Genomic DNA, 21,687 nt, shown 5'->3' on the forward strand with positions numbered 1-21,687 from the left:
TTTCTGAACACTAGTCGTGCATGGGTTGTGTTAAAAAAACTGGATACTTTATATAGTTACTGTTCAATGCATAGAAAATTGGTGAAATAGCGTGGCATCAGAATCTCTCAAAATTAGATCCCTTTCTGGCAGTTTATTGAGATACCCGGGTGGAAAAGGCCGACATGCTAAAATACTCGTGTCTATTTTTAAGCTGAACAAACTGCAACCGAAAACATTTATTGAACCATTCTGTGGTGGAGCTTCAATTTCTCTAAACCTACTGGAAGCTGATGCAGTTGAAACAATTAGTCTAAATGACTTAGATCCAATGATCGCATCTCTATGGAAAGCTGTTTTTTCTACCTCCGATAGCAAATGGCTTTGCGAGCAAGTAATGACCGCTCCTTTGACACTTGAATACTGGGATTATCAAAAATCAAAAACTCCTCAAACACTTAGAGAACAGGCATTCCAATGCCTCTATCTCAACAGAACCTCTTTTTCTGGTTTATTACATAAGCATGCAGGTCCTATTGGAGGAAGAAAACAGGATCGCTGGACAATTGGATGTAGATTCAATCGAGAAAAATTGGCTGCACGGATAGAAAAATTGTCTAGTTATGCAGATAGGGTAAATTTTATTGAAAATAAACCTTGGAGGAATTTTATCTGTCAAAGCATTACTTCCTCATGTTTTCTTTATTTTGATCCCCCCTACTACAACAAGGCGGATAGACTTTATAGATATGTATTTGATGAAAATGAACACGCTGCATTATATGAATATTTACATAATTTTTGCGATATTCCTTGGGTTTTATCGTATGATGATTCAAAAATTATTCGTGATATGTATCTGTCTGGAAAACAAGTTAACGGCTGCATAATTGATAGTACATACTCAACCCATCCAATTGGTGGGAATTCATTTATTGGAAGAGAGCTACTATTAACTAACCTGAAAACTTTGCCAAAGTTTGATACGAACTATTATCACAGTGGAATTTCAATAAGAGATTTTGATGCTAAGTCATCAAAATTTATGAATCAAACAAATAATTTCATTCCAGTGTAAATTATTAAGCTTAACTGACCATTTTTTATTAGTGAGTTCAAAAATGAAAAGTACAACAACTGATTTATGCAGGTTGTGCTCAATCGTAAAAAGCAGACATATAAACGGAATTGTCGATAAACCAATTCATGAAACGCCCAATTACATGGTAATTCCTTCAATTGGGGCTTTTATAGATGGATGGGTAATGATTGTTCCAAGAAAACATATATATGACATGTCAGAACTGTACGAAGATGATGAATTTGTAAGATTGGCACTAAAAATTTATAAATATATTGAAGAAAAATTTGGTCGGCCAGTAATGTTTGAGCATGGTGCATCATATAGCGGCTCTCCAACAGGATGCGGCGTTGATCATGCTCATTTTCATTTCGTCCCATTTGTTGAATCTCTATTAGAAGATTTAAAAGAGACTAGGTTACCGTGGCAAAAATGTATCGCAAGTGAAATTACCAATAAATCATGTGGCCGAGACTACCTTTTTTATAGTGAAACACCACCAACTCTTAGCAAAATTAATGGGTATTTGCACATAGTTGATAGACCAGTTTCTCAATTCTTTAGAAAAATATTGGCAAGGAAAACAGGAAATGAGCTTATTAGCGACTACAAGAATTTTCCCCTCCTTGAAAAAACCCAACGAACAGCACTAGAGCTGCAAGGCCTAAGCTAGTTTCTGGAATAAATCCGATGAGTAACAATAGCCATGAAGCACATGATCCCAATGCGAGCACGGCTGAGCCTACTGATGGAAGGCAACAATATGAATGGCAAAGCAAATATCCTAAAGATGCGATGCAAATTATAAGGTTCGAGTCTATCTATCTATTTATTCTGCTTCTTATGTCACTTCTCGGAATACTTTTAACGTGGAATAGATATCTCGAAAACTTTCTTTTTAATCCAGAAATATTAGATCCAAAAATTTTTCGTATTTACAGCTACTATTGTTTTGCGGGACTATTAGGGGGAACAACCTTTTCGATAAAGTACATGTACCGGGTAGTTGCGCGTGGATATTGGCACCTGGACAGACAAATTTGGAGATTGTTATCACCTTTTATGTCTATAAGCATATCTTTTGCTGTCGGTACATTAATTAGCGCAAGTTATATTGGGTCAGATACCATTAAATTTAGTCATTCAGCAGCATCGGCTATAGGCATTGGATTCTTAGTTGGTTATTTTGCTGACCAAGCAATCGGAAAAATGTATGAAATTGCAATGGTTCTTTTTGGTCCTACAAGCTTACATCATAAAAAATAAAGTACATAAAAGTGATGTCAAAAAATATTATTAATGGATTAACTCCTATCAATAATATTCTATTGGTACATAAAGATGAAATTATTGAATTATTACCCGATCAAGTTTCAACTGAATTAGTAGGTGAAAAAGCTTTCGGTCTTGCTTGTATTCCATCTTTATGGACACTCCCATTTTTTGTAGTCTCTGGAGAGCTTGTAGCATCTGCAAGCAAGATGGATCACTCACAACTTCATTTGCTAATTGCAAAATGGTTTCTCGAACTAACTTTTGCACTTAAAAAGACTGGATTAGATAATGAAACGCATCTAACTTTGAGATCTTCCGGGATAAACGAATCCATCCAGAATCGAGGAAAATTCCATACAAAAATAGCAAGATCCAATAAACTAGCTGATGACCTAATAAGTTGGCTAGTACAGATCATCTCAGATGAAACGCTAAGAAACGAACAAATAAATCTTATTATTCAGAAATACTCGTTGGTTTCTGCCAAAGGTCATCTATCAAATGAACGAAGATGCTCCAAAGAATCAAGAGATTGGTTAGGTGAAATAGAAAATGAAAAAGAGCCATTTCAAATTAATTTGCGCAATTGGCGAAGTAAAGAAAATAATTTTGAGTCTGCGCTAAAACCCCTAGATTGTAATATCAAAATATCTCTACAAAATGTTTTAAAGAAAGCAGCATCATGGGGAACTGCACATCAATGTCGATTGCATTTTGAATGGGTATGGGATGGCAAAATCATATATTTGGTTCAGGCTGATGTTGAAAGTTTATTAGGAAATTTTGATCCTGTAAAACACTGTAAAAAAAATAATCAATCACATTCTTCCTTCGTGCCCAAAATACTTTCTAAAATATCGAAAGAACATGGTAGGAAGTATCATAAGATTAACAATGTTTTTACTTATATGGAACTTGATCTTCCGATAACCAGTTTATATGTTCTAGATAATCAGGGAGTAATAAAAGAAATTTCTAATGGAAATTTCCAAGAAGAGTTGTTACACGATATTGGTGAATTGGTAAGATCCTCATTGGTTATAAGAACCGATATTGTTAGTGATGAACTATCAAATAAACAGCTTCTTCCTCGCACACATGAAGTCAGAAATATTGAAGATGCAAAAGAATGGTTAATAAATAAATCTAAAATTCTTTTGAGTCAAGTTTCAGGGCCTATAGAATTAGCTTTCATTTTTCATAACTTTATTCCTGCTGAAGCATCAGCTTTTGCTTTCTCTGCACCAGGGGAAAGGAAAGTCCAAATTGAAGCTTTATGGGGTATTCCCGAAGGATTGTATTACAACTCACATGATAATTATATTGTTGACACACTATATTCAGATATCGATAAGGCTAGTACATCAATCGACAATTACGTTCTCACAGAGAAGAAGAACTTTAAACGTAATTGTGTTGCCCCAAATGAAAATGGTACATGGATAAATCAAGCAATTTCCAAACCGTATGATTGGAAAAGCAGCATTAGATATAAAAAATGGATCCAAAAAATAGCTTGTGATTCTAGACTGATATCGACTCAAGAAGATAAGCCACTAAGCATCATGTGGTTTGTTGGTGTCCCAAAGGAATTTTCTACAGCTTCGGTTTTACCTTGGTATCATGAAGAATATGACTTAAAAAAAATACAAAGAAGTCATGGTCATAGAAATAAAACGCATTTTGATAAAATATTTGAAATTAAAAATTTTGAAGATATTGCAAAACTAGAAGCACTTGTAGATTCGAATGACAAGAGTATTAGAAGAGTGCTTGTAAAACCTCAAGATGAAATATTGTTACGTGATAGAAATGCATTACAAAAAATTGGTGGGCTAGTTAAAAAAATTGATGCTGTTATTTTTCTAGAAGGAGCTACTCTTTCTCATGCTTATTATCAACTTCTTCAAACGGGCGCAAATGTAGAAGCAGGTACTACATTTAAAGGTGATAATGAGCAGCAGGTATTTAATAAGTTAGTTAGAGACAAGATCCCTCAAAAAATTGAATCGGGTGGAGAACTTGTAAAAGCTGAACGTTTAATAGGTGATGACCTATTAAGAGCTTTATGTGAAAAACTGGTAGAAGAATCTCTTGAAGTTTTAGATGCGAAAGATCATGACTCAATAATCGAAGAATTATCAGATGTCCAAGAAGTTATAGATGGGATATTAAATAGTTTAAAAGCAGACATGTCCGAAGTCACAAAAGCAAAGGAAAGAAAACTAAATAAAGTTGGTGGATTTAAGGATGGTGTTGTTCTCGTAAAAACCACAAATCCATTGCCTTCTACAAAATACAATTTAGATTCTTCTCAAAATTCACTGCCTCTAAACGAATTTCAGAGTGTCTCTAATTATGCACCTTATCGTCGTTCCGAAACTAGAATAAATAAATGGACTGATAAAAGAGAACATGCGGCAACTAAGGAAATTTTATTAAAAGTTACAGCACCAATTGTACTTGACTCATGGAAGAGCGAAACACCGCAATTTTTTATTGGAGATAAAACCATAAGTGCGGAAATCACCACAATTAGAAAAAAAGGGGATCTAGAAATATCACTTTCAGTTTTTGCACAGCAAACACAACTAAAGCTTTTCTAATTGAATTCAATACCGCCACAAATAGTCATCCAGTCCGCTACCTATTGCGTCCTTTGCCCCTTAACTTGGTTAATCCGCCATCTTCCTTCACAAAGGATCTGGGCTTTCTAAGAATGGCGCTTATTTCACCGGGCATTGACGCAAATAATCCTTCTTCCCGCAATGAACGATAATCAGAGCCCTCTACGGTTAGCACATCTTTTAAGATGCCAGCTTCACAGGCTTTGGATAATACCGGGTGTCTGTAATCATTGGTGTTCGTGATGGCAAATACCGTATTGACGCCAGAATTGCGTGCAAAATTTTGTAGTCGTGCCAGAAGCAGATTTTGAGGACGCTCCAATACAGACAGGGGTAACTCACTTAACGACAATACAAAACCTGTTGCACTAAGCCCTATCAAGTTAAAAAACTGATCTCGCTTTTTTAAAGCATGACCTATCTTTGCCAGATCCTCCGGTGAGGCTATTTTCTCCAAAAGCAGCTCATGACTTTTATAATGATTATTCTGATAACCTCCTGCCTGATCACCCATCCAATCCACAAAATCGACATGACCGTCTTTATCAATGACACTGTATTGACTGGTATTGATTACCACATGGCCTTTGAAACTCGGAACAGTTGATGCCAGTATCTCTGTGAGTCTGACATCCTGACTCGATGGCGTAGCACTACCCGATGGATGATTATGCAATAACCAGTAACCATCTGCTTTAACATGTCGTCTAGTCTTTTCTACTAAAACACCCAGATCATGTTTGGCATGCCCAATCTTCTCCAAATAGACTGCACCCGGTAATCTGGAACTCACAGCCGTATGATGAATGATGCGATTCATACGGGTATAGAAGATTCTCAGTGTCTCATAACGCGGATCGCGTAATATTTGCGTCATTATTGCCAGATCATGGCCTGACTTGATGCGCTGATTCAGGAAAGTGGTTCCTCCTTTTTCTTTGAAGTCTTTCGGGAAATCACAACCCAATAAGGTGCCACCTGCCCATCGAGCATGAGCTTCAAGCAGTTCTGTATAGGCACCTCTTCCTTCTTTCTTTTGCTTTTCTGTAGTACCGGGACGAGTCTCAATTTTTTCATAAAGATCACCTTCATCAGAATCGAATGGGTTTCCTGGAATCTTCAGCATATTATCGCGCATCTTATGGTCTCCTTAAAAGATTACCTGGTCAATGCACGTTTTTGCTTGATTTCCTGCTGCTTAGGTTCAATAGGGACTTGTAACTTCAATAAGCTGTCCTGCTTAGCCTGCTGAGATATTTTTTCAACAACCGATCCAACTTGTCGTTTGACTGCCTCAATACCCAACGCGCTTTTATTGGCGAGATCATTAAAATCATTTAATTTCCTTGAGTTCCGTTCACCCGGCGCAAAAATCGGAAATACCACAGCCCCATTTACCAATGTCGCTGCTTCCAACGCTTTTTCCTTGCCGGGGTTTTTGCCGAGAGTGAATTCCAGGTGATGATCATCGTCGCCTGCGATAACGATTGGCTTGTGCGGGTATTTATGACGTAAATCCTGCGCGACTTTGGGCAAATTGCCCGAATCAAATGCTGCGACAACAGGATAACCCAGCGCCTGGGATAGCGTGTCTGCGGTGGCATACCCTTCAGCAATCACGATGACAGGTGCTGTATTGATGGCTGCTTCCAATCCCTTACCGTTATTTCCCACGACATGAAAGGTATTCTCCTTTTTACTGCCCGCTGCAAAAAGCTTTGCACCACTCGCCTGTATCGTTTGCACACTCCAGATTTGTCCATGAATATCTTGTGCGGTCAGCAACAAATCACCGGCGGTAAATACCAAACTGTCAGGGTATACTTCGCGCAGCGCTTTGACTTCCTGCCAGTTTTGACCAATTTTGATGATTGAATCATTGGGTAAATCATCCGCATTCTGCGGCACGATTCTCAGATTGCCTGGCCGGACACGCTTGTCTTTCAGATAAGGATGCTCGGAATCGGCAGCAGGTGCGATAGTCAGCAATTGTTGAATTGCATCAGCAACCTTGATGTGCAGTGCCTGTTGCTCGGCTTTTCTATTTTGCTGCTTGATAGCAGCTTGGGCGATCAATTCTGCTTTTTGCTCATCTGTGAGCGAATACCCCTTGGCCTTCCAACGCGTCTCTATACCGGTTCGATTGTTCTTGAAATATCCGGCAGGATGACCATCCAGATGCGCCACATAAAAACCTGATTTCTCGCCCGACTTATCACTCTCAACTTTAATTCTGTGTTTGCTACCATCCATCACCGGATGATTGCCATCAACCAAACAACCTTGAGCGCGCAGCAAGTCAGCAAATTCCACGTGAGGATCGATAGCCGGTTCTTGCTGGCTGGAAACATTCTCCGGTAGCCAGCGTTGCAGTGTTTGAATATCTGCTTCTGACCCTACATACCAGGCACGGGCCTTTTTGTCCCAGCGAGCCCCAGCGGCTTTTGCTAAATCCTTATCACGATAAGGAACAATCAAATATTGACGAGCATTGTCATCGTCTTGCTCGGTTTTGGCTCCTGATATCGATACTTCAGTACTAATTAGATCATTTCGAGTGCGGTTTTCATGGATGTTGACAAGCTTGACGGCTTTTTTATGTTCATTCTTTTCGGCAGCGACATCAATGAGTGCAAGCAAATTGGTTAAATCTTGCGCTTCCTGTTTGGATTCACAGTCTTTCACCCATTGGAAAGTCTGATCATCACGCTGCATAGTCACGCCCCAGAATTGCGGTTCACAATTCAGCATTTGAGCGGATACCACAGATTTGTTGCCATTTTCATCGGTTTGTATCGCATTACCCTGAATCTGTATCTGTCCATTCCAGTCAGCCGGAATGCTAAAACCCAGTTTGTCTGAAGATACTTCTTCAAACTCCAGATTATCAATGCCGCCGCCCCTCGTAAACTTGAGTGCATCGGCTACCAGAATGATGGCATCCTGATCTTTTTTTGGCATATCCTGTGTTAGATCATTAAACCGTTTGATATTGTGGGATGCGATGGTGGCCAGATCAGGTGAGAGATTCAGTAAATGAGCTGTGGTGTTTTGCTTGATTTGATCCATCTTGATTGCCTCCTGCATATCAATTTCCTGTTGTTGTGACAATGCCAGTACATATTCCTGGATTTTTTCAGCATCAGCAGCAGCACGAAATATCTCTGTCGGATCTTCCTGTAGCGCTTTGATCCATGATCTCACATAAGCCACATGCTGCCCCGGATCATGACCAATACCCAATTCACCGCTGAGTAGCATGCTGGCAATTTCAGCGCGTAGCTCTTCTTTGGCATAACCCTCGCTACCGAATGGATGCGATAGATCACGACTTAGGCGCAACTCATGACCTGTCCAGTGGCCCAGTTCATGCATTGCTGTTGCGTAATAGCGATCGGGTGTCGGAAACTGGTGCTTATGGGGTAAGTGGATACTGTCTGTTGATGGCCGGTAAAATGCGCGATCTGCCTCGCCATGATGGATTACGGCATTGGATGCTTGTAATATGTGCTCAGCCCGCTCCAGTGGATCCCAGTCAGGGGCTTTAATATTGAGTTCAGGCAGATTATCAATCTGCTGCGCATTAAATACGGCGGCATAAAACACCCTAGGACGCTCTAGTCTCACCTGTTCTTTAATAGGATTGCCTTCATTATTGAGTACAGGATTATTGTTGTCATCGGTTTTGATGTGCTCCTCAGTAAATTTCCAGTATTGCACGAGCGTGCTTTTTTCACCTTTGCGCACCTGTGCGCCAAGATTTTCTGCTTGCTTGTACGTCAACCAGCGCGGATCCGTATGCGCACGGCTCATCAAGTTCAGGCTATTAATGCCCCGGTAGCGCTTACCTGTAGTTGGATTGACAGGTAATACGGCCAGCAAATCACCGGGTTTCCACGGCTTCTGCCAAGGTGCGACTCCCTTTTTGAGTTGCTCAATCAGATTCTCAGCGACTTGTTCATGAAAAGCCTTCTTAGCCTCTTTCATCTTCAACCTCCGTCGCATGATCAATCGTGCTATCCAGTGCATCCTGTTCAGTTAAGGCGTCTTCCTTGAATGCGCCCAGCCTTTCTGCCTCCAAGGGATCAAATTCAGCTTGGAAGCCCGGTATTTCTGCATCAAGTAGCTTTTCCTGTATCACCTGCTCTTGAATGTCAGGATTGTTTGTTTCAGCATCAATCGGCGGTCTATTCATGGCGTTGACTCCTTTTAATTAGTGACTCCAGTTAAAAATCGGACGAACAACCTTTTGAATCTGATCACGCGCAATTAGCCCGAAATAGCGCGCATCGAAGGATTGCGGGTTTAAATCGGATAGCAGCAGATACTCAGCATCATTCAGCACAACGTTAAGCCGGTATTGCGGCAATGGTTGACCCTCAGCATCCGCTTTTAGCTGGGCGCTGTTGGGTAAGTGTTCGCCATTCACAAAGATACCAGCCTGATCGATGGAAACCGTATCTCCGGATTGTGCAAACACCCGTTTCAGCAGCAAGCCATAACCGCCCGGACAGTTGCCTGTATTGATGTAATGTCGCGCCACGGCCATATCAAAAACCGCATTCTGTGGTGGGCAGAAAGCGACATAAGTGCCGCTTACAACCGGTTCATCAACGATTCTGTAAAAACCCATTGGCAAGCTTGGCGTGGTATTGATATAAATCCCGCTGATCTGAAAACCAATACTCAGAATAAACAGGCTAACGCTCATGGTCAGAATCAAAACAGCCAGGATTTTTATGGGTTTTTTCATGAAATTGACTCAATAGAGTTCGAGGTATCTCACAGTCCGGTTAATTTATCGCTGAAACTCGGGGGGGTAACTTTTGCCCGTGCCGCAAAGGTTTCATCCTGGAAATACAAAGGTTGCGTGCCATAAATGGCCGGGAACCCGGCAACATAAATAATCATGTCTCCTGGCTTGGTGATCTTGCCGTCAGCATCTTTCATGGGGCCTGGCAGTCGCATACATTCATCCGGGGTTAATAACGCGCGCTGCGTCTCCTGTAGGGTACGGGTAACATGCCCATGCATCATTGATGAGCGGCGGCCGCTGGTGGTAATCTGCTCTTTGATAACCGTGGTTTGCCCGGTCAGTTTGGATAAGTGTTCCGCTGTTTCAATTCGGTTGGGTGCAAACGCGGTCTGAATGTGACAGTTGGAAGTAATCGCTTCATCATGCCCGTAGCCGGTCTCGCGACTTTTGAGTTGATTTAAGTCCTGGCAGATCAGATAGGCTTTCATGCCGTAGCCTGCGATAAACGCGAGTGATTCCTGAAATATTTCAAGTTTTCCTAAGCTTGGGAATTCGTCCAGCATCAATAGCAACTTGTGTTTGTAATGCGCGGCTGGTTGACCGTTTTTAAACGTGATTCTATCGGCCAGCTTTCTGATGATCATATTGATCAGAATGCGGATTAAAGGACGCAACCGCGATTTGTCATTGGGGTGTGACACAATATACAAGCTGACGGAATACTCATGGTGCATGAGGTCGCGGATTGCAAAATCGGAATCACTGATGTTGTTGGCGACGATCGGATCGCGATATAAAGATAGATAGGATTTTGCAGTTGATAGCACGGAACCTGCTTCTTCTTCAGGACGATCCAACATATCGCGCGCACTGGCTGCAATCACTGGATGACTCTTGCCATCCAGATAGTCCTGCATGGCCATTTCCATCCACAGTTCCCTGATATCGCGATCAGGATCAGACAGCATGGAATCTACTGTGGATAATGTGGCAGGAGCTCCTTCTCGCTGTGATTTGTATAAAACATGTAAAATGACACCTACCAGCAATGCCTGGCTGGTTTTCTGCCAATGCGTTTGTAATCCCTTGCCATCCGGATCGACGATTAAGGTGGTCAGGTTTTGCACATCGGCCACTTCCATGCCGCTGCCAATCGGGATTTCATCTAACGGATTCCAATGCGTGCTACTGGTTGATGCCGGATCAAAACGCAGCACCTTGTTTTTGGCGTGAAGCTTTCTCCAACCGGCAGTTAATGCCCATAACTCACCTTTAAGATCAGTAATGACTGCACTCTGAGTCCAGGAAAGCAGGGTCGGTATAACCAGACTGACACCTTTGCCAGAGCGAGTCGGGGCATAACACAACACATGTTCCGGGCCGCTGTGTTTCAGATAGCGGGTTTTGCCGGAATTATCCCGCCAGCCGCCGACATAAACCGCATCACTGTGATTACTTTTGCCGGTTGCCAGCAGTCCCGCGCTCTCAATATCTTGTTTCTCGGCCCATCTGGCCGATCCATGTAGTCCCTGATTGGTTCGGGATGAATTGGCCAGAACCATTTTAATGACCAGTACCAGAATCAAACCAATACTGGAAAATAAAATACCAAAACCTGCCGCCAGATCGAAGATGCCCGAATACTCGCCATACCATTTATTCGCCCACACCAGAATTGCCCAGGGTTCATAAATATGAAAAAGGTGTGTACCTAATTGCGGTTGATAATTGAATTGTTGCGCAAAATACTGAGTGGCGACTTGGAATCCGCCAACAAGGCAGACAATGGATAATGAGCGAACAATAATTTTGTCTTTTGTGATATTTCTGCTGTCTTTAGAACTCAGATTGATGTTATTCATCAGAGGCTCCTTCGGGTGGTGACGGAGGTGGTGGGTCGTTTTTGACCAACCGATTGCTCTCTACTTAAAGCATGCTGTTTCGTTAACTGCTGCCGGTATTGTTCAAGTTGCTTTTCATCAAATATCACGCGCATTTTATTTTGCGCTGCAACCTGTGCTATCTGAAGGCGAAACTGTTCTGTCCCATTGATCGCCAGGTGGCTGCCGTACTTCTTCATGGCCACTTGCAAAATATCTCTCAAGGCTTTCTGCGATGTATCCGGCAGAACGATGAGCCGTTTGCCGTCATCGCGGATAGTGGTTGATCCTGCTTTATAAGTGACTGTGCCGATTTTGGTGATCGATTCCACCAAGACATCCTTGAAGTAGCTATTAGCGATGGAACCATCATTGCTTTGCTTAGCTGATACCTGGTTGCCCTTAAATTGACCGGATCTTCTGGATCGCAATACGGCCAATGCTTCAGCATTGCCATTTTTGGCCTCAAATGTGAGCCAATCCAGCCACCCCATTCTGGAATGATGGGCCTTAGAGTGCTGATAGGATTTTTGATAATCACTTTTAATGACTTCGATAGTCGTTTTGAATTGCTGATGTGCGGTTGCATACAGCGCTTTTTTGGCCAATCTCCCAGCTTTGATGCTTTTAATGATGTTTCGCTTGAGTTTGGCTTCCCGTTTGGCGCGGTCAATGAGTTGATCTCTGCTTTGGCGCAACATAACCCACTGGCTTGAACGATGTCTGACGCTATTCGCTTGCTCTTGCTGGTATCTTGAATAGAGCTTTGAAGTATCCATTTGATTTTGTAGCGGTCTTGGCTGGTATTGTTTGGTGTCTGGGCTTGAAGATTGAACAGAATGCTCACCAGATACAAAAGCGCCCAGTCTTTGGGTCAAATTGCCTTTGGAGAGAGAACGGTCAACCGAACTGGCTTTAACAGCCACACCATTGTTGGCAACCAATACAAACCCGTTGCCACGCTCCTTGATTTCAAGGCCATGTGTTTTAAGCACCTGATGCAAATCCTGCCAGCTGCACGACTGCTTCATTTCATCCAAGCACTTACGCTTGATCCAGCTAAGCAAGCTCTCCACACCGGTTCTGGTTTCAATTTCCTGCGCCACTCTGGATGCTTTATCACTCACAGTTTCATGATTAATCTTTACTAAACCATATTCCTGTTCGATTAGCTCGCAAAGATTGGCTATTTTTTTGTAGTCATAGTAGGGGCTATGGATTGTGAGGGCTCTGGGGTGAATCTTATTGAGTGCAATATGCACATGTAGGTTATTGGTATCATCATGCACAACGCTGATGCGTTGATGGCCACCAAAACCCAGAGCCTCGCAAAATCGCTCTTCAATAGCATTCAGGTCAGAAAGGGATAAACGTTCCCCTTCAGGGAAGCTCAGTACCAAATGACAGGTTTTGTCTGATTTAGCGCGAGTGTTCATTTCCTGTGTGTTTTGTATCTCTATCAATGCAGCCATCTGATCGTCTGAATAACAGTTTGATACCTTGATCTGACTGATACGTTCACTCTTGCCTTGAGGATCAGTCAGATACTGTATCAGCGCAGAGTAATTGCTTTTGCGCACTGATTTGATGGGTATGATTTTAGCGATCATCGTATTTAAGCTGCTTAAGTCAAAAAGGACTATTCCGAAAGTTATTTTTTAAGCTTCATAATGGCATCCAGCATCGTGCTTTGCGTATTTCGGATACTGTCCAAGGTTAAATGCAATTGTGACTTGCCAACATATTTTGCACGCTCGTCATTGGTAAGCCAAAGTTTGATCAAGCCACCCAACCTGCCAAGATCACCATTGATTTTTAACAAAGCATCCATTTTCCGATTATCTATAATGCTGTGCACCTGATAACCCAGACCCAGGTTGCGCAGGTACTCGGCAACGGTTAATCCGGCATTCGCTGCTTTATTCTTTATTGCAGCTTCCTCGATTGGCAAAACAGGAACCCTGAGCTTCTTATCTCTTCTTTCTTTTTTGATTGCCTTGGGGTTCTTTTTGTCAATCATTTCAGTTTTCCTCGAAGAGCAAGATCAACGTTGAGCACAGAGTGCGAATAAGTTGTGGTGGAGATGGCCATCTCCACATATCTTGCCCGGTTCTGTGAGTTTCAAGAAATATACTAACACTATAATCGATGTTTGCAAATAATTTATTTCCGTTATATCATAATTTCAAACAGCATAAAAACACTTGAAAGAAGCTTTATTCAACTAAATAACAGTCACTTGGAAACAAAAAGAAAGGGTAGGAAATTAATTGATACTGAAAGCAACAAAAAGAAACAGAAAGGAAAGCAAAAAACTAAAAGCTGTTTGTACGCCAAGATAAATATTTTTGTAAAAATTGTGATGACTAAATCCTTATCAGATCGAATCGCACTTTATGCGGATAAAAACAAAAGTACCGGTAAGCAATTTTTACCGGCGTTCATCGCGTTGAAACCCGATATCGAGCAGGCATTAAAGGATGGCTGGACGATTCGCCAGATCTGGAACATTTTGCATCAGGAAGAAAAAATCAAATGTTCTTATCAATGGTTCAGGACTTTGGTCAATCGACATATTGGCGAAAACAAAAAGCAGCATCCGTGCATTGATCAAGGAAAGTCAGCTGGGAATGGTCATGAAGGATTTCGTTTTAATTCTGCAACTGAAAAAGAGGAGTTAGTCTGATGGCTAAAATACATATGATTTTGCAAGGAAAGGGCGGAGTAGGCAAGTCGTTCATATCATCCACGCTAGCACAACATAAGTTTGCCCAAGGCGGCAATCCATTATGCATTGATACAGATCCGGTTAATGCTACTTTTTATGGCTTTAAAAAACTCAATGTTAAGCAGATTAATGTGATGAACAATGATGAGATTGATCCGAGAAAGTTTGATGATTTAATTGAACTCATCGCCAAAGCTGAAAATGACGTCATTATTGACAATGGTGCCAGCACCTTTGTACCGATGTCGCATTACCTCATCAGCAATCAGATACCCGCCTTACTTCTGGATATGGGGCATGAATTGGTTGTGCATACTGTCATCACCGGTAGTCAGGCTTTGCTGGATACATTGAACGGTTTTGTACATCTGATTAAACAGTTTCCCAAAGAAGCATTATTTGTCGTCTGGTTAAATCCCTATTGGGGAGAAATCAGCATGAATGGCAAACAGTTTGAAGAAATGAAGGCTTATGTGGATAACAAAGCGCGAGTATCCGCCATTATCCGAATTCCGCACTACAAGCCTGAGACTTTTGGCAAAGATTTAAGTGAGATTCTGCAATCGAAATTCACCTTTGATGAAGCGCTTAAAAATAGCTCTTTGCCGGTGATGGTACGCCAAAGGTTAACGATTATCCGCAGGCAGCTCTTCACCAACATTGAAAATGTGGCTGCGGTTTTAACATGAGTAGCGACAAATTAGATGCACTCATTGAAAGAATAGCATCGGAACACGGCATTGTACTGTCACAGGATGATCCGGTGTTGATGATGCATACGCTCAACGAAGTATTGCTGGAACAAAATGAAAAAGCCCATGCTGAGCTGCTAAGCAATTACCAGGCGATATTGGAAGAAAACTTTAATCGATGGTGTGAGTACTCTACCAAAAAATCCAATGCCATTATCAGCGCATCCATGAGTAACGCGCAATTAACACGAGACCAATTCCTGGAAAGCTGTATTCAGCTGATCGATGACAAGATAAAAAGTGGAGTGGATCAGGAAACTTATGATCTAGTTAGAATTTCCAGACAGGCGGCCATCATCAATTTACTAGCATCAACCTTACTCTTGGCTTCGGTTGTAACTATCTTTTTGATTTTGTTATAGCAAGATTTCTAAAAATAAGTTGGATACTACATGAAAACATTAAATTTAAGTGAAGCTGCCCAATTCTTGAAGTTGCACCCTGAAGAAGTGCGTCGTCGCGCTAAAGCAGGAATTATTCCGGGTGCAAAATTAGGTAAACGGTGGGCATTTATTGATGATGATCTTGCTGATCATATTCGCTCGTTATATGCTTGCACTCGGCAAGCGTTGCAAGTGGGACATGAGGAGAAACAATTATGTCACTCTGTAAACGTGGTAAGACGTGGTGGATTAGTTTCACCACACCAAGCGGCGAGCGAGTTAGATGCTCTGCTGCAACTGAAGATAAAACCCAGGCGCAAGAATTCCACGATAAGCTGAAAGCGGAATCCTGGCGGGTTGCAAGACTAGGGGATAAGCCAAGGCGAACTTGGGATGAGGCGGCTTATAAATGGCTGATGGAGACGCAACATAAAAAGTCACATCATGAAGATGTGGCTAAAATAAACTGGATCCAACAGTTCTTCAGAGGCAAGTATCTGGATGAGTTGACTCGTGATGTAATCGCAAACATTGGTGAGCTAAAGCTTCAGCAATCAAGTCCAGCAACAGCTAATCGCTTATTGGCGCTAATTCGTGCGATCTTGCGGCGATCTGCTTTAGATTGGGAATGGATTGATAAGCCCCCTGTTATCAAGCTGTATCGTGAAGCAAAGCGCCGAGTACGTTATTTAAGTGCAGAGCAAGCAAATTTGCTTATCCAGGAATTGCCGGAACATTTGGCGGATATTGTAAGGTTTTCATTAGCTACAGGGTTGAGACGGTCGAATGTCACGAAACTGGAATGGTCGCAAGTGGATATGCAACGAAATGTTGCATGGATTCACGGTGATCAGGCTAAAGCTGGAAAGCCGATTCATGTAACGCTCAATGCGACGGCTATAGCAGTATTAACCAAACAGATCGGCAAGAATCCCAAGTCAGTATTTAGTTACAAGGGCAGACCAATCATCCAAGTTAATACAAAAGCTTGGTATAAAGCGTTAAAACGTGCAGGTATTGAAGATTTTCGCTGGCATGATTTGCGCCATACTTGGGCAAGTTGGTTAACTCAGAATGGTGTGCCATTAAATGTCATTCAGGAGATGGGCGCATGGGAATCTGCTGAGATGGTAAGACGTTATGCGCATCTAGCTCCAGAGCAATTTGCTCAACATGCCAGAATCGTGGATAACGTACTTAATGGCACAAATTTGACACAATCGAAGTAAAAGCGGTTCGGTTATGTTTCTAAGTCTTTGTTTAATGGTGCTGTTGAGAGGAGTCGAACCTCCGACCTACTGATTACGAATCAGTTGCTCTACCAACTGAGCTACAACAGCCCGGCTTAAATTAAGCGAGGTATTATAGATGGTTGAGGAATTGCGGGCAAATGATAACGGGGTGAATGCAATAGTTTGTGTTTTTGTTGTATTTTTTATTGCCGCAAAATGAACTTTTTCTCAATAATCCCATTCAATACTTTTCTGACAATTTTCGCTTAAGTTCGGCGAATTTCGTCAAAAATCTGTACATTTCTCGTACAACGGTACATAATTAGCAAATGGACTCAAAAAAGACGAAAGCTGATAATATCTTGATTATTCATGGACCCAACTTGAATTTGCTGGGTGTTCGGGAGCCCGAGCTATATGGCGGTGCAACCTTGGAAGATATTAACAGAAATTTAAGTAAATTAGCTGAGAATACTGCGTTTAAACTGGATTTTTTTCAGAGTAATGCTGAATCGGCATTGATTGAAAGAATTCAGCAAACGATGGATGATGGAACAAATTTCATTATCATCAATCCGGCGGCCTATACGCATACCAGTATCGCCATGCGGGATGCGATTGCCGCAGTCAAGCTGCCATTTATCGAAGTACATTTGTCGAATATTTATTCTCGTGAACTCTTTCGTCAACGCTCCTATTTCTCGGATTTGGCGATTGGTGTTATCAGTGGCTTGGGTGCCAAGGGCTATGAATTGGCGCTGAAATATGCGATGACATCTTAAGAATCTGTTGTTGACTATAGTTATAAAACTTCCTTACGGCGAGACAATGTCTCGGGAGATTGGATATGGATTTAAGAAAGCTGAAGAAACTTATTGAGTTGGTTGAAGAGTCAAGTATTGCTGAGCTGGAGATTACGGAAGGCGAAGAGAAAGTGCGTATCAGTAAATCCGGTGCGGGTGTGCAGAACTACGCCTTCATGCCGCCTGCCATGGCGGCAGTGATGCCTCCGGCTTCGCAGTCAGCGCCGGCAGCGATTTCTGAAGCCAATGCATCTGCTGAAACAGCAGACGCCAACCATAAATCCATCCCGGATGGACATATGGTCAAGTCTCCGATGGTAGGTACGTTTTATCGAGCTGCATCGCCTGGAGCCAGCCCATTTGTTGAAGTTGGACAGAGCGTTAAAGTCGGAGACACACTCTGCATCATTGAGGCAATGAAATTGCTCAATGAAATAGAAGCGGATAAAAATGGTGTGATCAAAGCGATCTTGTCAGAGAATGGGCAGCCCGTTGAGTACGGTGAACCTTTATTCGTGATTCAATAATGCTCTGAATAGAGATCGGATACTATGTTTGAGAAGATTCTTATTGCAAATCGCGGTGAAATTGCGTTGCGAATTCAGCGCGCATGCCGTGCGATGGGCATCAAAACCGTGGCCGTGCATTCTGAGGCTGATGCAGAAGCCAAATACGTGATGCTGGCCGATGAGTCGGTTTGTATCGGCCCGGCTCCTGTCGGGCAGAGTTACCTGAATATACCGGCTATTATCAGTGCCGCCGAGGTGACCGATGCAGAGGCTATTCATCCGGGGTATGGATTTTTGTCAGAAAATGCGGATTTTGCCGAACGGGTTGAAAAAAGCGGGTTTGTATTTATTGGCCCAAGATCGGAAACCATTCGGTTGATGGGAGATAAAGTCAGCGCAAAGAATGCCATGAAAAGCGCCGGTGTTCCGTGCGTCCCGGGATCGGAGGGTGCTTTGCCGGAAGACCTTGATGAGATAAGAAGGATTGTCAAGGAGATCGGCTATCCCGTAATTCTTAAAGCCGCAGGTGGAGGCGGTGGACGCGGTATGCGGGTGGTGCATACCGAAGCCGCGCTCTCCAATGCGGTTGTCATGACACGCAATGAAGCACAGTCGGCATTTGGCAATCCGACCGTTTATGCAGAGAAATTTCTGGAAAATCCGCGTCATATTGAATTTCAGTTATTGATTGATGAGCATGGTCATGCCGTTCACTTGGGCGAAAGGGATTGCTCCCTGCAACGTCGTCACCAGAAAATTCTCGAGGAAGCGCCTGCGCCCGGAATATCCGAGAAATTGCGTAATAAAATCGGTGAACGTTGTGCGGATGCGTGCCGCCGTATCAAATACCGCGGTGTAGGCACGTTTGAATTTCTGTTTGAGAATAATGAGTTTTACTTTATCGAGATGAACACCCGCTTACAGGTGGAGCATCCGGTAACAGAGGCGATCACGGGTATCGATCTGGTTCAGGCACAAATCAATGTTGCGGCCGGTAATGTTTTACCAATAGGTCAGAAAGATATCGTGTTCAAGGGCCATGCCATTGAATGCCGCATTAATGCGGAAGATGCTTATAAACTGACACCTTCTGCCGGGCGTATCACGCAATATCATGCGCCAGGCGGTCCCGGAGTGCGAGTTGACTCGCACGTTTACCATAATTATATGGTGCCGCCCTATTATGATTCGATGATTGGAAAAATCATTACATATGGCGATACGCGTGAGCAAGCGATTGCACGCATGCGGATTGCGCTGTCTGAAATGGTGGTGGCCGGAATCAAGACCAATATCCCACTGCATCGTGACTTGCTGAATGACGCGACTTTCTTGCGCGGCGGGGTTTCAATTCATTATCTGGAACAGAAGCTTGCGTTGCACAATAAAACCAAGACGGATTGAGCGCCGGATTGGGCCGTAAGCCTACAGTAAGTATGTCCTGGGTTACGTTAATTATCAAAGCTGATGCAGCGAATGCCGAGTTGTTGAGCGATGCATTGATGGAACAGGGCGCGTTATCGGTGGACATTCATGATGCCGCTGCCGACACGCAAGACGAGCAAATGCTGTTTGGAGAACCCGGAGAGCCTTGCGATGAAATCTGGCGCAATGCTGAAATTTCTGCATTGTTCAATCAGGATGCCGATGTGGATGAAATTCTGCACAATGTGATGAATAGCGTGCAGCCGGAAGGACAACTGGATTTTCGCCTGGAACGCGTTGAAGAGCAGGATTGGGTGCGTCTGACCCAATCACAATTTGATCCCATTCGGATTTCGCAGCGATTATGGATTGTTCCCACTTGGCATCAGGCGCCTGATCCTGATGCGATTAATCTGATACTGGATCCGGGCTTGGCTTTTGGAACCGGTAGCCACCCCACAACGCAATTATGTCTCAGTTGGCTGGATCAAAATTTGCAGCCCGGGGATAAAGTCGTTGATTATGGCTGCGGTTCCGGAATATTGGCGGTAGCTGCTTTAAAACTGGGTGCCAGTCACGTCGCCGGTATCGATATTGATCCCCAGGCAGTTAAAGCCAGTCAGGAAAATGCAGTCAGGAATCATTGCCCTGCATCTCAATTCTTTTTTACAACCGATCATCAGACGGCTACCCGTAATTTGCAACCGCAGGGGGCGGATATCGTGGTTGCCAATATTCTGGCGAATCCTTTAATCATGCTGGCTCCGGTTCTAGCGCAATTGGTTCGACAGCAAGGCTCCATCGCATTGTCCGGAATCTTGCAGCAGCAAGCTGCAGAAGTTAAGCGCGCCTACCAACAGTGGTTTGATATGCACAGTGGCGAAGAGCAGCAGGAATGGGTGTTGTTAACCGGAAGTAAAAGGTGAAATAATTACCTCTTTATCGAGTCTCCGGACTTGCAGATCAAATCACTGATCAATTCAACGTGATGATCCAATTCAGGCAATAACCTATGGCACTTGTAACACTTTGTCCCGGTTGCAGCACCACCTTCCGTGTGAATGCCGCGCAATTACAGGCGCATGGAGGTGATGTGCGTTGCGGGTGCTGCCAACGGATTTTCAATGGATTTGCCACGCTGATTACGGTCAATGAATCGGCCATCGAATATACATCCCAGATTCAATTGCAACCTTTCAACACGCCTGAAGATGCGGTGGAAAACCAGGCTACTTCCGAGAACCCGGATAGTCCGATCGAACTGCAAGTTATTTCAGATTTAAATCAGGAAGTAACTGAAACTACAGAAATAACGGAAACTGCTGCGGATCAGCTATTTGCAGATGAAAAACCGGATAAGCGATCGTATCTGAAGTGGGGTCTGGTGAATGCTCTTCTGGGGTTGTTCCTGATGGGTCAGATTGCCTATGGCTATCGTACCGAGCTGACTATGATTGCACCGGAAATCAGGCCTCGTTTGGAACGATTGTGCGAATTCCTGATGTGTACAGTGCCTTATGCGCAAGATATTGACCAGATCGGCATCGAATCATCCGAATTACAGAAAAATACTGCGCAACAGCCTGAAGTGACTACGATGTACGCGACCATTCATAATTACGCATCTTTTCCACAAGCCTGGCCCGCGTTGCAATTGTCGCTGCTGAATGCACAAGAAAAATTAATTGCCAGCCGCATTTTTACAGCGCAGGATTATTTACAGGAAGCGGATAAACCATTGCAATTTATTCAACCTCATCAGGAAATAGAAATTAGATTGAACTTTAACAGCGATCAACTGGATGCGTTAGGTTATCGCCTGCTCTTGCTATATCCCTAAGCCACCTGATCCCGCGGTCAAGTGATATGTGCTGTCAAAAATGGAGTCCATCGATTTAAGCAGCCAGTAGATTGACATAGTATTGCTGCGTAAATTGTGCTGGTGACAAATATCCCAGTCTTTTCTGTTTTCTCTGTCGGTTATAGAAGATTCTATATATTCGGTAATCTCCCGAATGGCTTGTTGCCGTGTTTTGAATCTCCGATGATGCACCAGCTCGGTTTTAAGTATTCCCCAGAAACTTTCCATCGGTGCATTATCATAGCAGTCACCCTTGCGACTCATAGATGCGGTCATGCCAGTAAGCATACCGAAAACCTGAGAAGTATTTCCAATTAGCTATAAATAGCTCATTCCAATCAGTAAGTGCTATACCTTAAGTGTCATACCGTATATAAATCATTAGGTTAAGTTGTT

At 42.9% G+C, this 21,687-nt stretch carries 21 protein-coding genes, 1 tRNA gene and 1 pseudogene; 14 read left to right on the plus strand and 9 right to left on the minus strand.

Translation table 11 applies throughout. The features are described 5' to 3' along the window. Nucleotides 1-91: 91 nt before the first annotated feature. From C4S39_RS08190 to C4S39_RS08205, 4 genes are read left to right on the plus strand one after another with little or no spacing between them, the layout of a single operon-like run. The gene (locus C4S39_RS08190; RefSeq protein WP_103966540.1) at nucleotides 92-1,057 is read left to right on the plus strand and encodes a DNA adenine methylase; all 966 of its coding nucleotides are present in this window, start codon (nucleotides 92-94) and stop codon (nucleotides 1,055-1,057) included. 43 nt (nucleotides 1,058-1,100) lie between these two features. Further along, nucleotides 1,101-1,733, plus strand: a complete 633-nt coding sequence (locus C4S39_RS08195; protein ID WP_146059754.1) for an HIT family protein — start codon at nucleotides 1,101-1,103, stop codon at nucleotides 1,731-1,733. Nucleotides 1,734-1,750: 17 nt separating this feature from the next. Then, the gene (locus C4S39_RS08200) at nucleotides 1,751-2,326 is read left to right on the plus strand and encodes a hypothetical protein (RefSeq protein WP_103966542.1); all 576 of its coding nucleotides are present in this window, start codon (nucleotides 1,751-1,753) and stop codon (nucleotides 2,324-2,326) included. A 14-nt stretch (nucleotides 2,327-2,340) separates the two neighbouring features. Further along, the gene (locus C4S39_RS08205; protein WP_103966543.1) at nucleotides 2,341-4,941 is read left to right on the plus strand and encodes a nucleoside triphosphate pyrophosphohydrolase; all 2,601 of its coding nucleotides are present in this window, start codon (nucleotides 2,341-2,343) and stop codon (nucleotides 4,939-4,941) included. 37 nt (nucleotides 4,942-4,978) lie between these two features. Here C4S39_RS08205 and C4S39_RS08210 read toward each other — a convergent pair whose 3' ends face one another. Genes C4S39_RS08210 through traJ form a run of 7 tightly spaced genes read right to left on the minus strand, consistent with a single transcriptional unit; the run spans nucleotide 4,979 to nucleotide 13,618 of the window. After that, on the minus strand, nucleotides 4,979-6,100 hold the full coding sequence (locus C4S39_RS08210) for a JAB domain-containing protein (protein ID WP_103966544.1): 1,122 nt from the start codon (nucleotides 6,098-6,100) through the stop codon (nucleotides 4,979-4,981). A 20-nt stretch (nucleotides 6,101-6,120) separates the two neighbouring features. Further along, nucleotides 6,121-8,949: a zincin-like metallopeptidase domain-containing protein gene (locus C4S39_RS08215; protein ID WP_103966545.1), complete on the minus strand. Its 2,829-nt coding sequence runs from the start codon at nucleotides 8,947-8,949 to the stop codon at nucleotides 6,121-6,123. After that, entirely contained in the window at nucleotides 8,936-9,157 is a 222-nt protein-coding gene (locus tag C4S39_RS08220; RefSeq protein ID WP_103966546.1) for a conjugal transfer protein TraD, read from the minus strand. Before C4S39_RS08220 ends, C4S39_RS08215 begins: the two co-directional genes overlap by 14 nt. Nucleotides 9,158-9,175: 18 nt before the next feature. Next, nucleotides 9,176-9,715 carry a conjugative transfer signal peptidase TraF gene (gene traF, locus C4S39_RS08225; RefSeq protein ID WP_103966547.1) on the minus strand — a complete coding sequence of 180 codons (540 nt, stop codon included), beginning with the start codon at nucleotides 9,713-9,715 and terminating at the stop codon, nucleotides 9,176-9,178. A gap of 29 nt (nucleotides 9,716-9,744) precedes the next feature. Next, the gene (locus C4S39_RS08230) at nucleotides 9,745-11,580 is read right to left on the minus strand and encodes a type IV secretory system conjugative DNA transfer family protein (RefSeq protein WP_103966548.1); all 1,836 of its coding nucleotides are present in this window, start codon (nucleotides 11,578-11,580) and stop codon (nucleotides 9,745-9,747) included. Continuing rightward, complete coding sequence (gene traI / locus C4S39_RS08235; protein WP_103966549.1) at nucleotides 11,580-13,208, minus strand: TraI/MobA(P) family conjugative relaxase; 1,629 nt, start codon at nucleotides 13,206-13,208, stop codon at nucleotides 11,580-11,582. Before traI ends, C4S39_RS08230 begins: the two co-directional genes overlap by 1 nt. Before the next feature lie 41 nt (nucleotides 13,209-13,249). Then, the gene (traJ, locus tag C4S39_RS08240) at nucleotides 13,250-13,618 is read right to left on the minus strand and encodes a conjugal transfer transcriptional regulator TraJ (RefSeq protein WP_103966550.1); all 369 of its coding nucleotides are present in this window, start codon (nucleotides 13,616-13,618) and stop codon (nucleotides 13,250-13,252) included. 342 nt (nucleotides 13,619-13,960) lie between these two features. On the opposite strand from traJ, the gene C4S39_RS08245 reads away from it, so the two are divergent. The 5 genes from C4S39_RS08245 to C4S39_RS08260 are packed head-to-tail and all read left to right on the plus strand — an operon-like array spanning nucleotide 13,961 to nucleotide 16,690. Continuing rightward, complete coding sequence (locus tag C4S39_RS08245; protein ID WP_146059755.1) at nucleotides 13,961-14,284, plus strand: TraK family protein; 324 nt, start codon at nucleotides 13,961-13,963, stop codon at nucleotides 14,282-14,284. Next, nucleotides 14,284-15,015, plus strand: coding sequence for a nucleotide-binding protein (locus C4S39_RS08250; RefSeq protein ID WP_103966552.1), 732 nt, complete (start codon nucleotides 14,284-14,286; stop codon nucleotides 15,013-15,015). Before C4S39_RS08245 ends, C4S39_RS08250 begins: the two co-directional genes overlap by 1 nt. Continuing rightward, nucleotides 15,012-15,440 carry a conjugal transfer protein TraM gene (locus C4S39_RS08255; protein WP_103966553.1) on the plus strand — a complete coding sequence of 143 codons (429 nt, stop codon included), beginning with the start codon at nucleotides 15,012-15,014 and terminating at the stop codon, nucleotides 15,438-15,440. The genes C4S39_RS08250 and C4S39_RS08255 overlap by 4 nt, the downstream gene beginning before the upstream one ends. A gap of 30 nt (nucleotides 15,441-15,470) precedes the next feature. After that, nucleotides 15,471-15,800 (plus strand): helix-turn-helix domain-containing protein, encoded by a 330-nt coding sequence (locus tag C4S39_RS15785; protein ID WP_146059756.1) that lies wholly within the window; start codon nucleotides 15,471-15,473, stop codon nucleotides 15,798-15,800. Next, nucleotides 15,710-16,690, plus strand: a complete 981-nt coding sequence (locus tag C4S39_RS08260; protein ID WP_146059759.1) for a tyrosine-type recombinase/integrase — start codon at nucleotides 15,710-15,712, stop codon at nucleotides 16,688-16,690. Before C4S39_RS15785 ends, C4S39_RS08260 begins: the two co-directional genes overlap by 91 nt. A 35-nt stretch (nucleotides 16,691-16,725) precedes the next feature. On the opposite strand, the gene C4S39_RS08265 is transcribed toward C4S39_RS08260, so the two are convergent. Then, nucleotides 16,726-16,801 (minus strand) — tRNA-Thr (locus tag C4S39_RS08265). Nucleotides 16,802-17,022: 221 nt separating this feature from the next. On the opposite strand from C4S39_RS08265, the gene aroQ reads away from it, so the two are divergent. The 5 genes from aroQ (at nucleotide 17,023) to C4S39_RS08290 (ending at nucleotide 21,270) form a co-directional block, all read left to right on the plus strand. Next, nucleotides 17,023-17,475 carry a type II 3-dehydroquinate dehydratase gene (gene aroQ / locus C4S39_RS08270; RefSeq protein WP_103966555.1) on the plus strand — a complete coding sequence of 151 codons (453 nt, stop codon included), beginning with the start codon at nucleotides 17,023-17,025 and terminating at the stop codon, nucleotides 17,473-17,475. Nucleotides 17,476-17,540: 65 nt separating this feature from the next. Further along, on the plus strand, nucleotides 17,541-18,023 hold the full coding sequence (accB, locus tag C4S39_RS08275) for an acetyl-CoA carboxylase biotin carboxyl carrier protein (protein ID WP_103966556.1): 483 nt from the start codon (nucleotides 17,541-17,543) through the stop codon (nucleotides 18,021-18,023). A 24-nt stretch (nucleotides 18,024-18,047) separates the two neighbouring features. Further along, nucleotides 18,048-19,409: an acetyl-CoA carboxylase biotin carboxylase subunit gene (accC, locus tag C4S39_RS08280; RefSeq protein ID WP_103966557.1), complete on the plus strand. Its 1,362-nt coding sequence runs from the start codon at nucleotides 18,048-18,050 to the stop codon at nucleotides 19,407-19,409. 32 nt (nucleotides 19,410-19,441) lie between these two features. Next, the gene (gene prmA, locus C4S39_RS08285; RefSeq protein ID WP_103966558.1) at nucleotides 19,442-20,356 is read left to right on the plus strand and encodes a 50S ribosomal protein L11 methyltransferase; all 915 of its coding nucleotides are present in this window, start codon (nucleotides 19,442-19,444) and stop codon (nucleotides 20,354-20,356) included. 86 nt (nucleotides 20,357-20,442) lie between these two features. Further along, complete coding sequence (locus C4S39_RS08290; protein ID WP_103966559.1) at nucleotides 20,443-21,270, plus strand: zinc-ribbon and DUF3426 domain-containing protein; 828 nt, start codon at nucleotides 20,443-20,445, stop codon at nucleotides 21,268-21,270. A 55-nt stretch (nucleotides 21,271-21,325) separates the two neighbouring features. Here the strand turns inward: C4S39_RS08290 and C4S39_RS08295 are convergent. After that, nucleotides 21,326-21,570 (minus strand): annotated as a pseudogene (locus C4S39_RS08295) (IS3 family transposase); the annotation flags it as partial. Nucleotides 21,571-21,687 lie beyond the last annotated feature (117 nt).

The organism is Nitrosomonas ureae, assembly GCF_900108305.1.
Taxonomy (GTDB): domain Bacteria; phylum Pseudomonadota; class Gammaproteobacteria; order Burkholderiales; family Nitrosomonadaceae; genus Nitrosomonas; species Nitrosomonas ureae_B.

Excerpts from the sequence above, each read along its gene's own strand:
- C4S39_RS08290 (WP_103966559.1), top strand. The coding sequence starts at position 20,443 with ATGGCACTTGTAACACTTTGTCCCGGTTGCAGCACCACCTTCCGTGTG.
- C4S39_RS15785 (WP_146059756.1), top strand. The coding sequence starts at position 15,471 with ATGAAAACATTAAATTTAAGTGAAGCTGCCCAATTCTTGAAGTTGCAC.
- traF (WP_103966547.1), bottom strand. The coding sequence starts at position 9,715 with ATGAAAAAACCCATAAAAATCCTGGCTGTTTTGATTCTGACCATGAGC.
- C4S39_RS08230 (WP_103966548.1), bottom strand. The coding sequence starts at position 11,580 with ATGAATAACATCAATCTGAGTTCTAAAGACAGCAGAAATATCACAAAA.
- C4S39_RS08250 (WP_103966552.1), top strand. The coding sequence starts at position 14,284 with ATGGCTAAAATACATATGATTTTGCAAGGAAAGGGCGGAGTAGGCAAG.
- traI (WP_103966549.1), bottom strand. The coding sequence starts at position 13,208 with ATGATCGCTAAAATCATACCCATCAAATCAGTGCGCAAAAGCAATTAC.
- traJ (WP_103966550.1), bottom strand. The coding sequence starts at position 13,618 with ATGATTGACAAAAAGAACCCCAAGGCAATCAAAAAAGAAAGAAGAGAT.
- C4S39_RS08200 (WP_103966542.1), top strand. The coding sequence starts at position 1,751 with ATGAGTAACAATAGCCATGAAGCACATGATCCCAATGCGAGCACGGCT.
- C4S39_RS08215 (WP_103966545.1), bottom strand. The coding sequence starts at position 8,949 with ATGAAAGAGGCTAAGAAGGCTTTTCATGAACAAGTCGCTGAGAATCTG.
- C4S39_RS08255 (WP_103966553.1), top strand. The coding sequence starts at position 15,012 with ATGAGTAGCGACAAATTAGATGCACTCATTGAAAGAATAGCATCGGAA.
- accC (WP_103966557.1), top strand. The coding sequence starts at position 18,048 with ATGTTTGAGAAGATTCTTATTGCAAATCGCGGTGAAATTGCGTTGCGA.
- prmA (WP_103966558.1), top strand. The coding sequence starts at position 19,442 with ATGTCCTGGGTTACGTTAATTATCAAAGCTGATGCAGCGAATGCCGAG.
- C4S39_RS08205 (WP_103966543.1), top strand. The coding sequence starts at position 2,341 with ATGTCAAAAAATATTATTAATGGATTAACTCCTATCAATAATATTCTA.
- C4S39_RS08195 (WP_146059754.1), top strand. The coding sequence starts at position 1,101 with ATGAAAAGTACAACAACTGATTTATGCAGGTTGTGCTCAATCGTAAAA.
- C4S39_RS08245 (WP_146059755.1), top strand. The coding sequence starts at position 13,961 with ATGACTAAATCCTTATCAGATCGAATCGCACTTTATGCGGATAAAAAC.
- C4S39_RS08220 (WP_103966546.1), bottom strand. The coding sequence starts at position 9,157 with ATGAATAGACCGCCGATTGATGCTGAAACAAACAATCCTGACATTCAA.
- accB (WP_103966556.1), top strand. The coding sequence starts at position 17,541 with ATGGATTTAAGAAAGCTGAAGAAACTTATTGAGTTGGTTGAAGAGTCA.
- aroQ (WP_103966555.1), top strand. The coding sequence starts at position 17,023 with ATGGACTCAAAAAAGACGAAAGCTGATAATATCTTGATTATTCATGGA.
- C4S39_RS08210 (WP_103966544.1), bottom strand. The coding sequence starts at position 6,100 with ATGCGCGATAATATGCTGAAGATTCCAGGAAACCCATTCGATTCTGAT.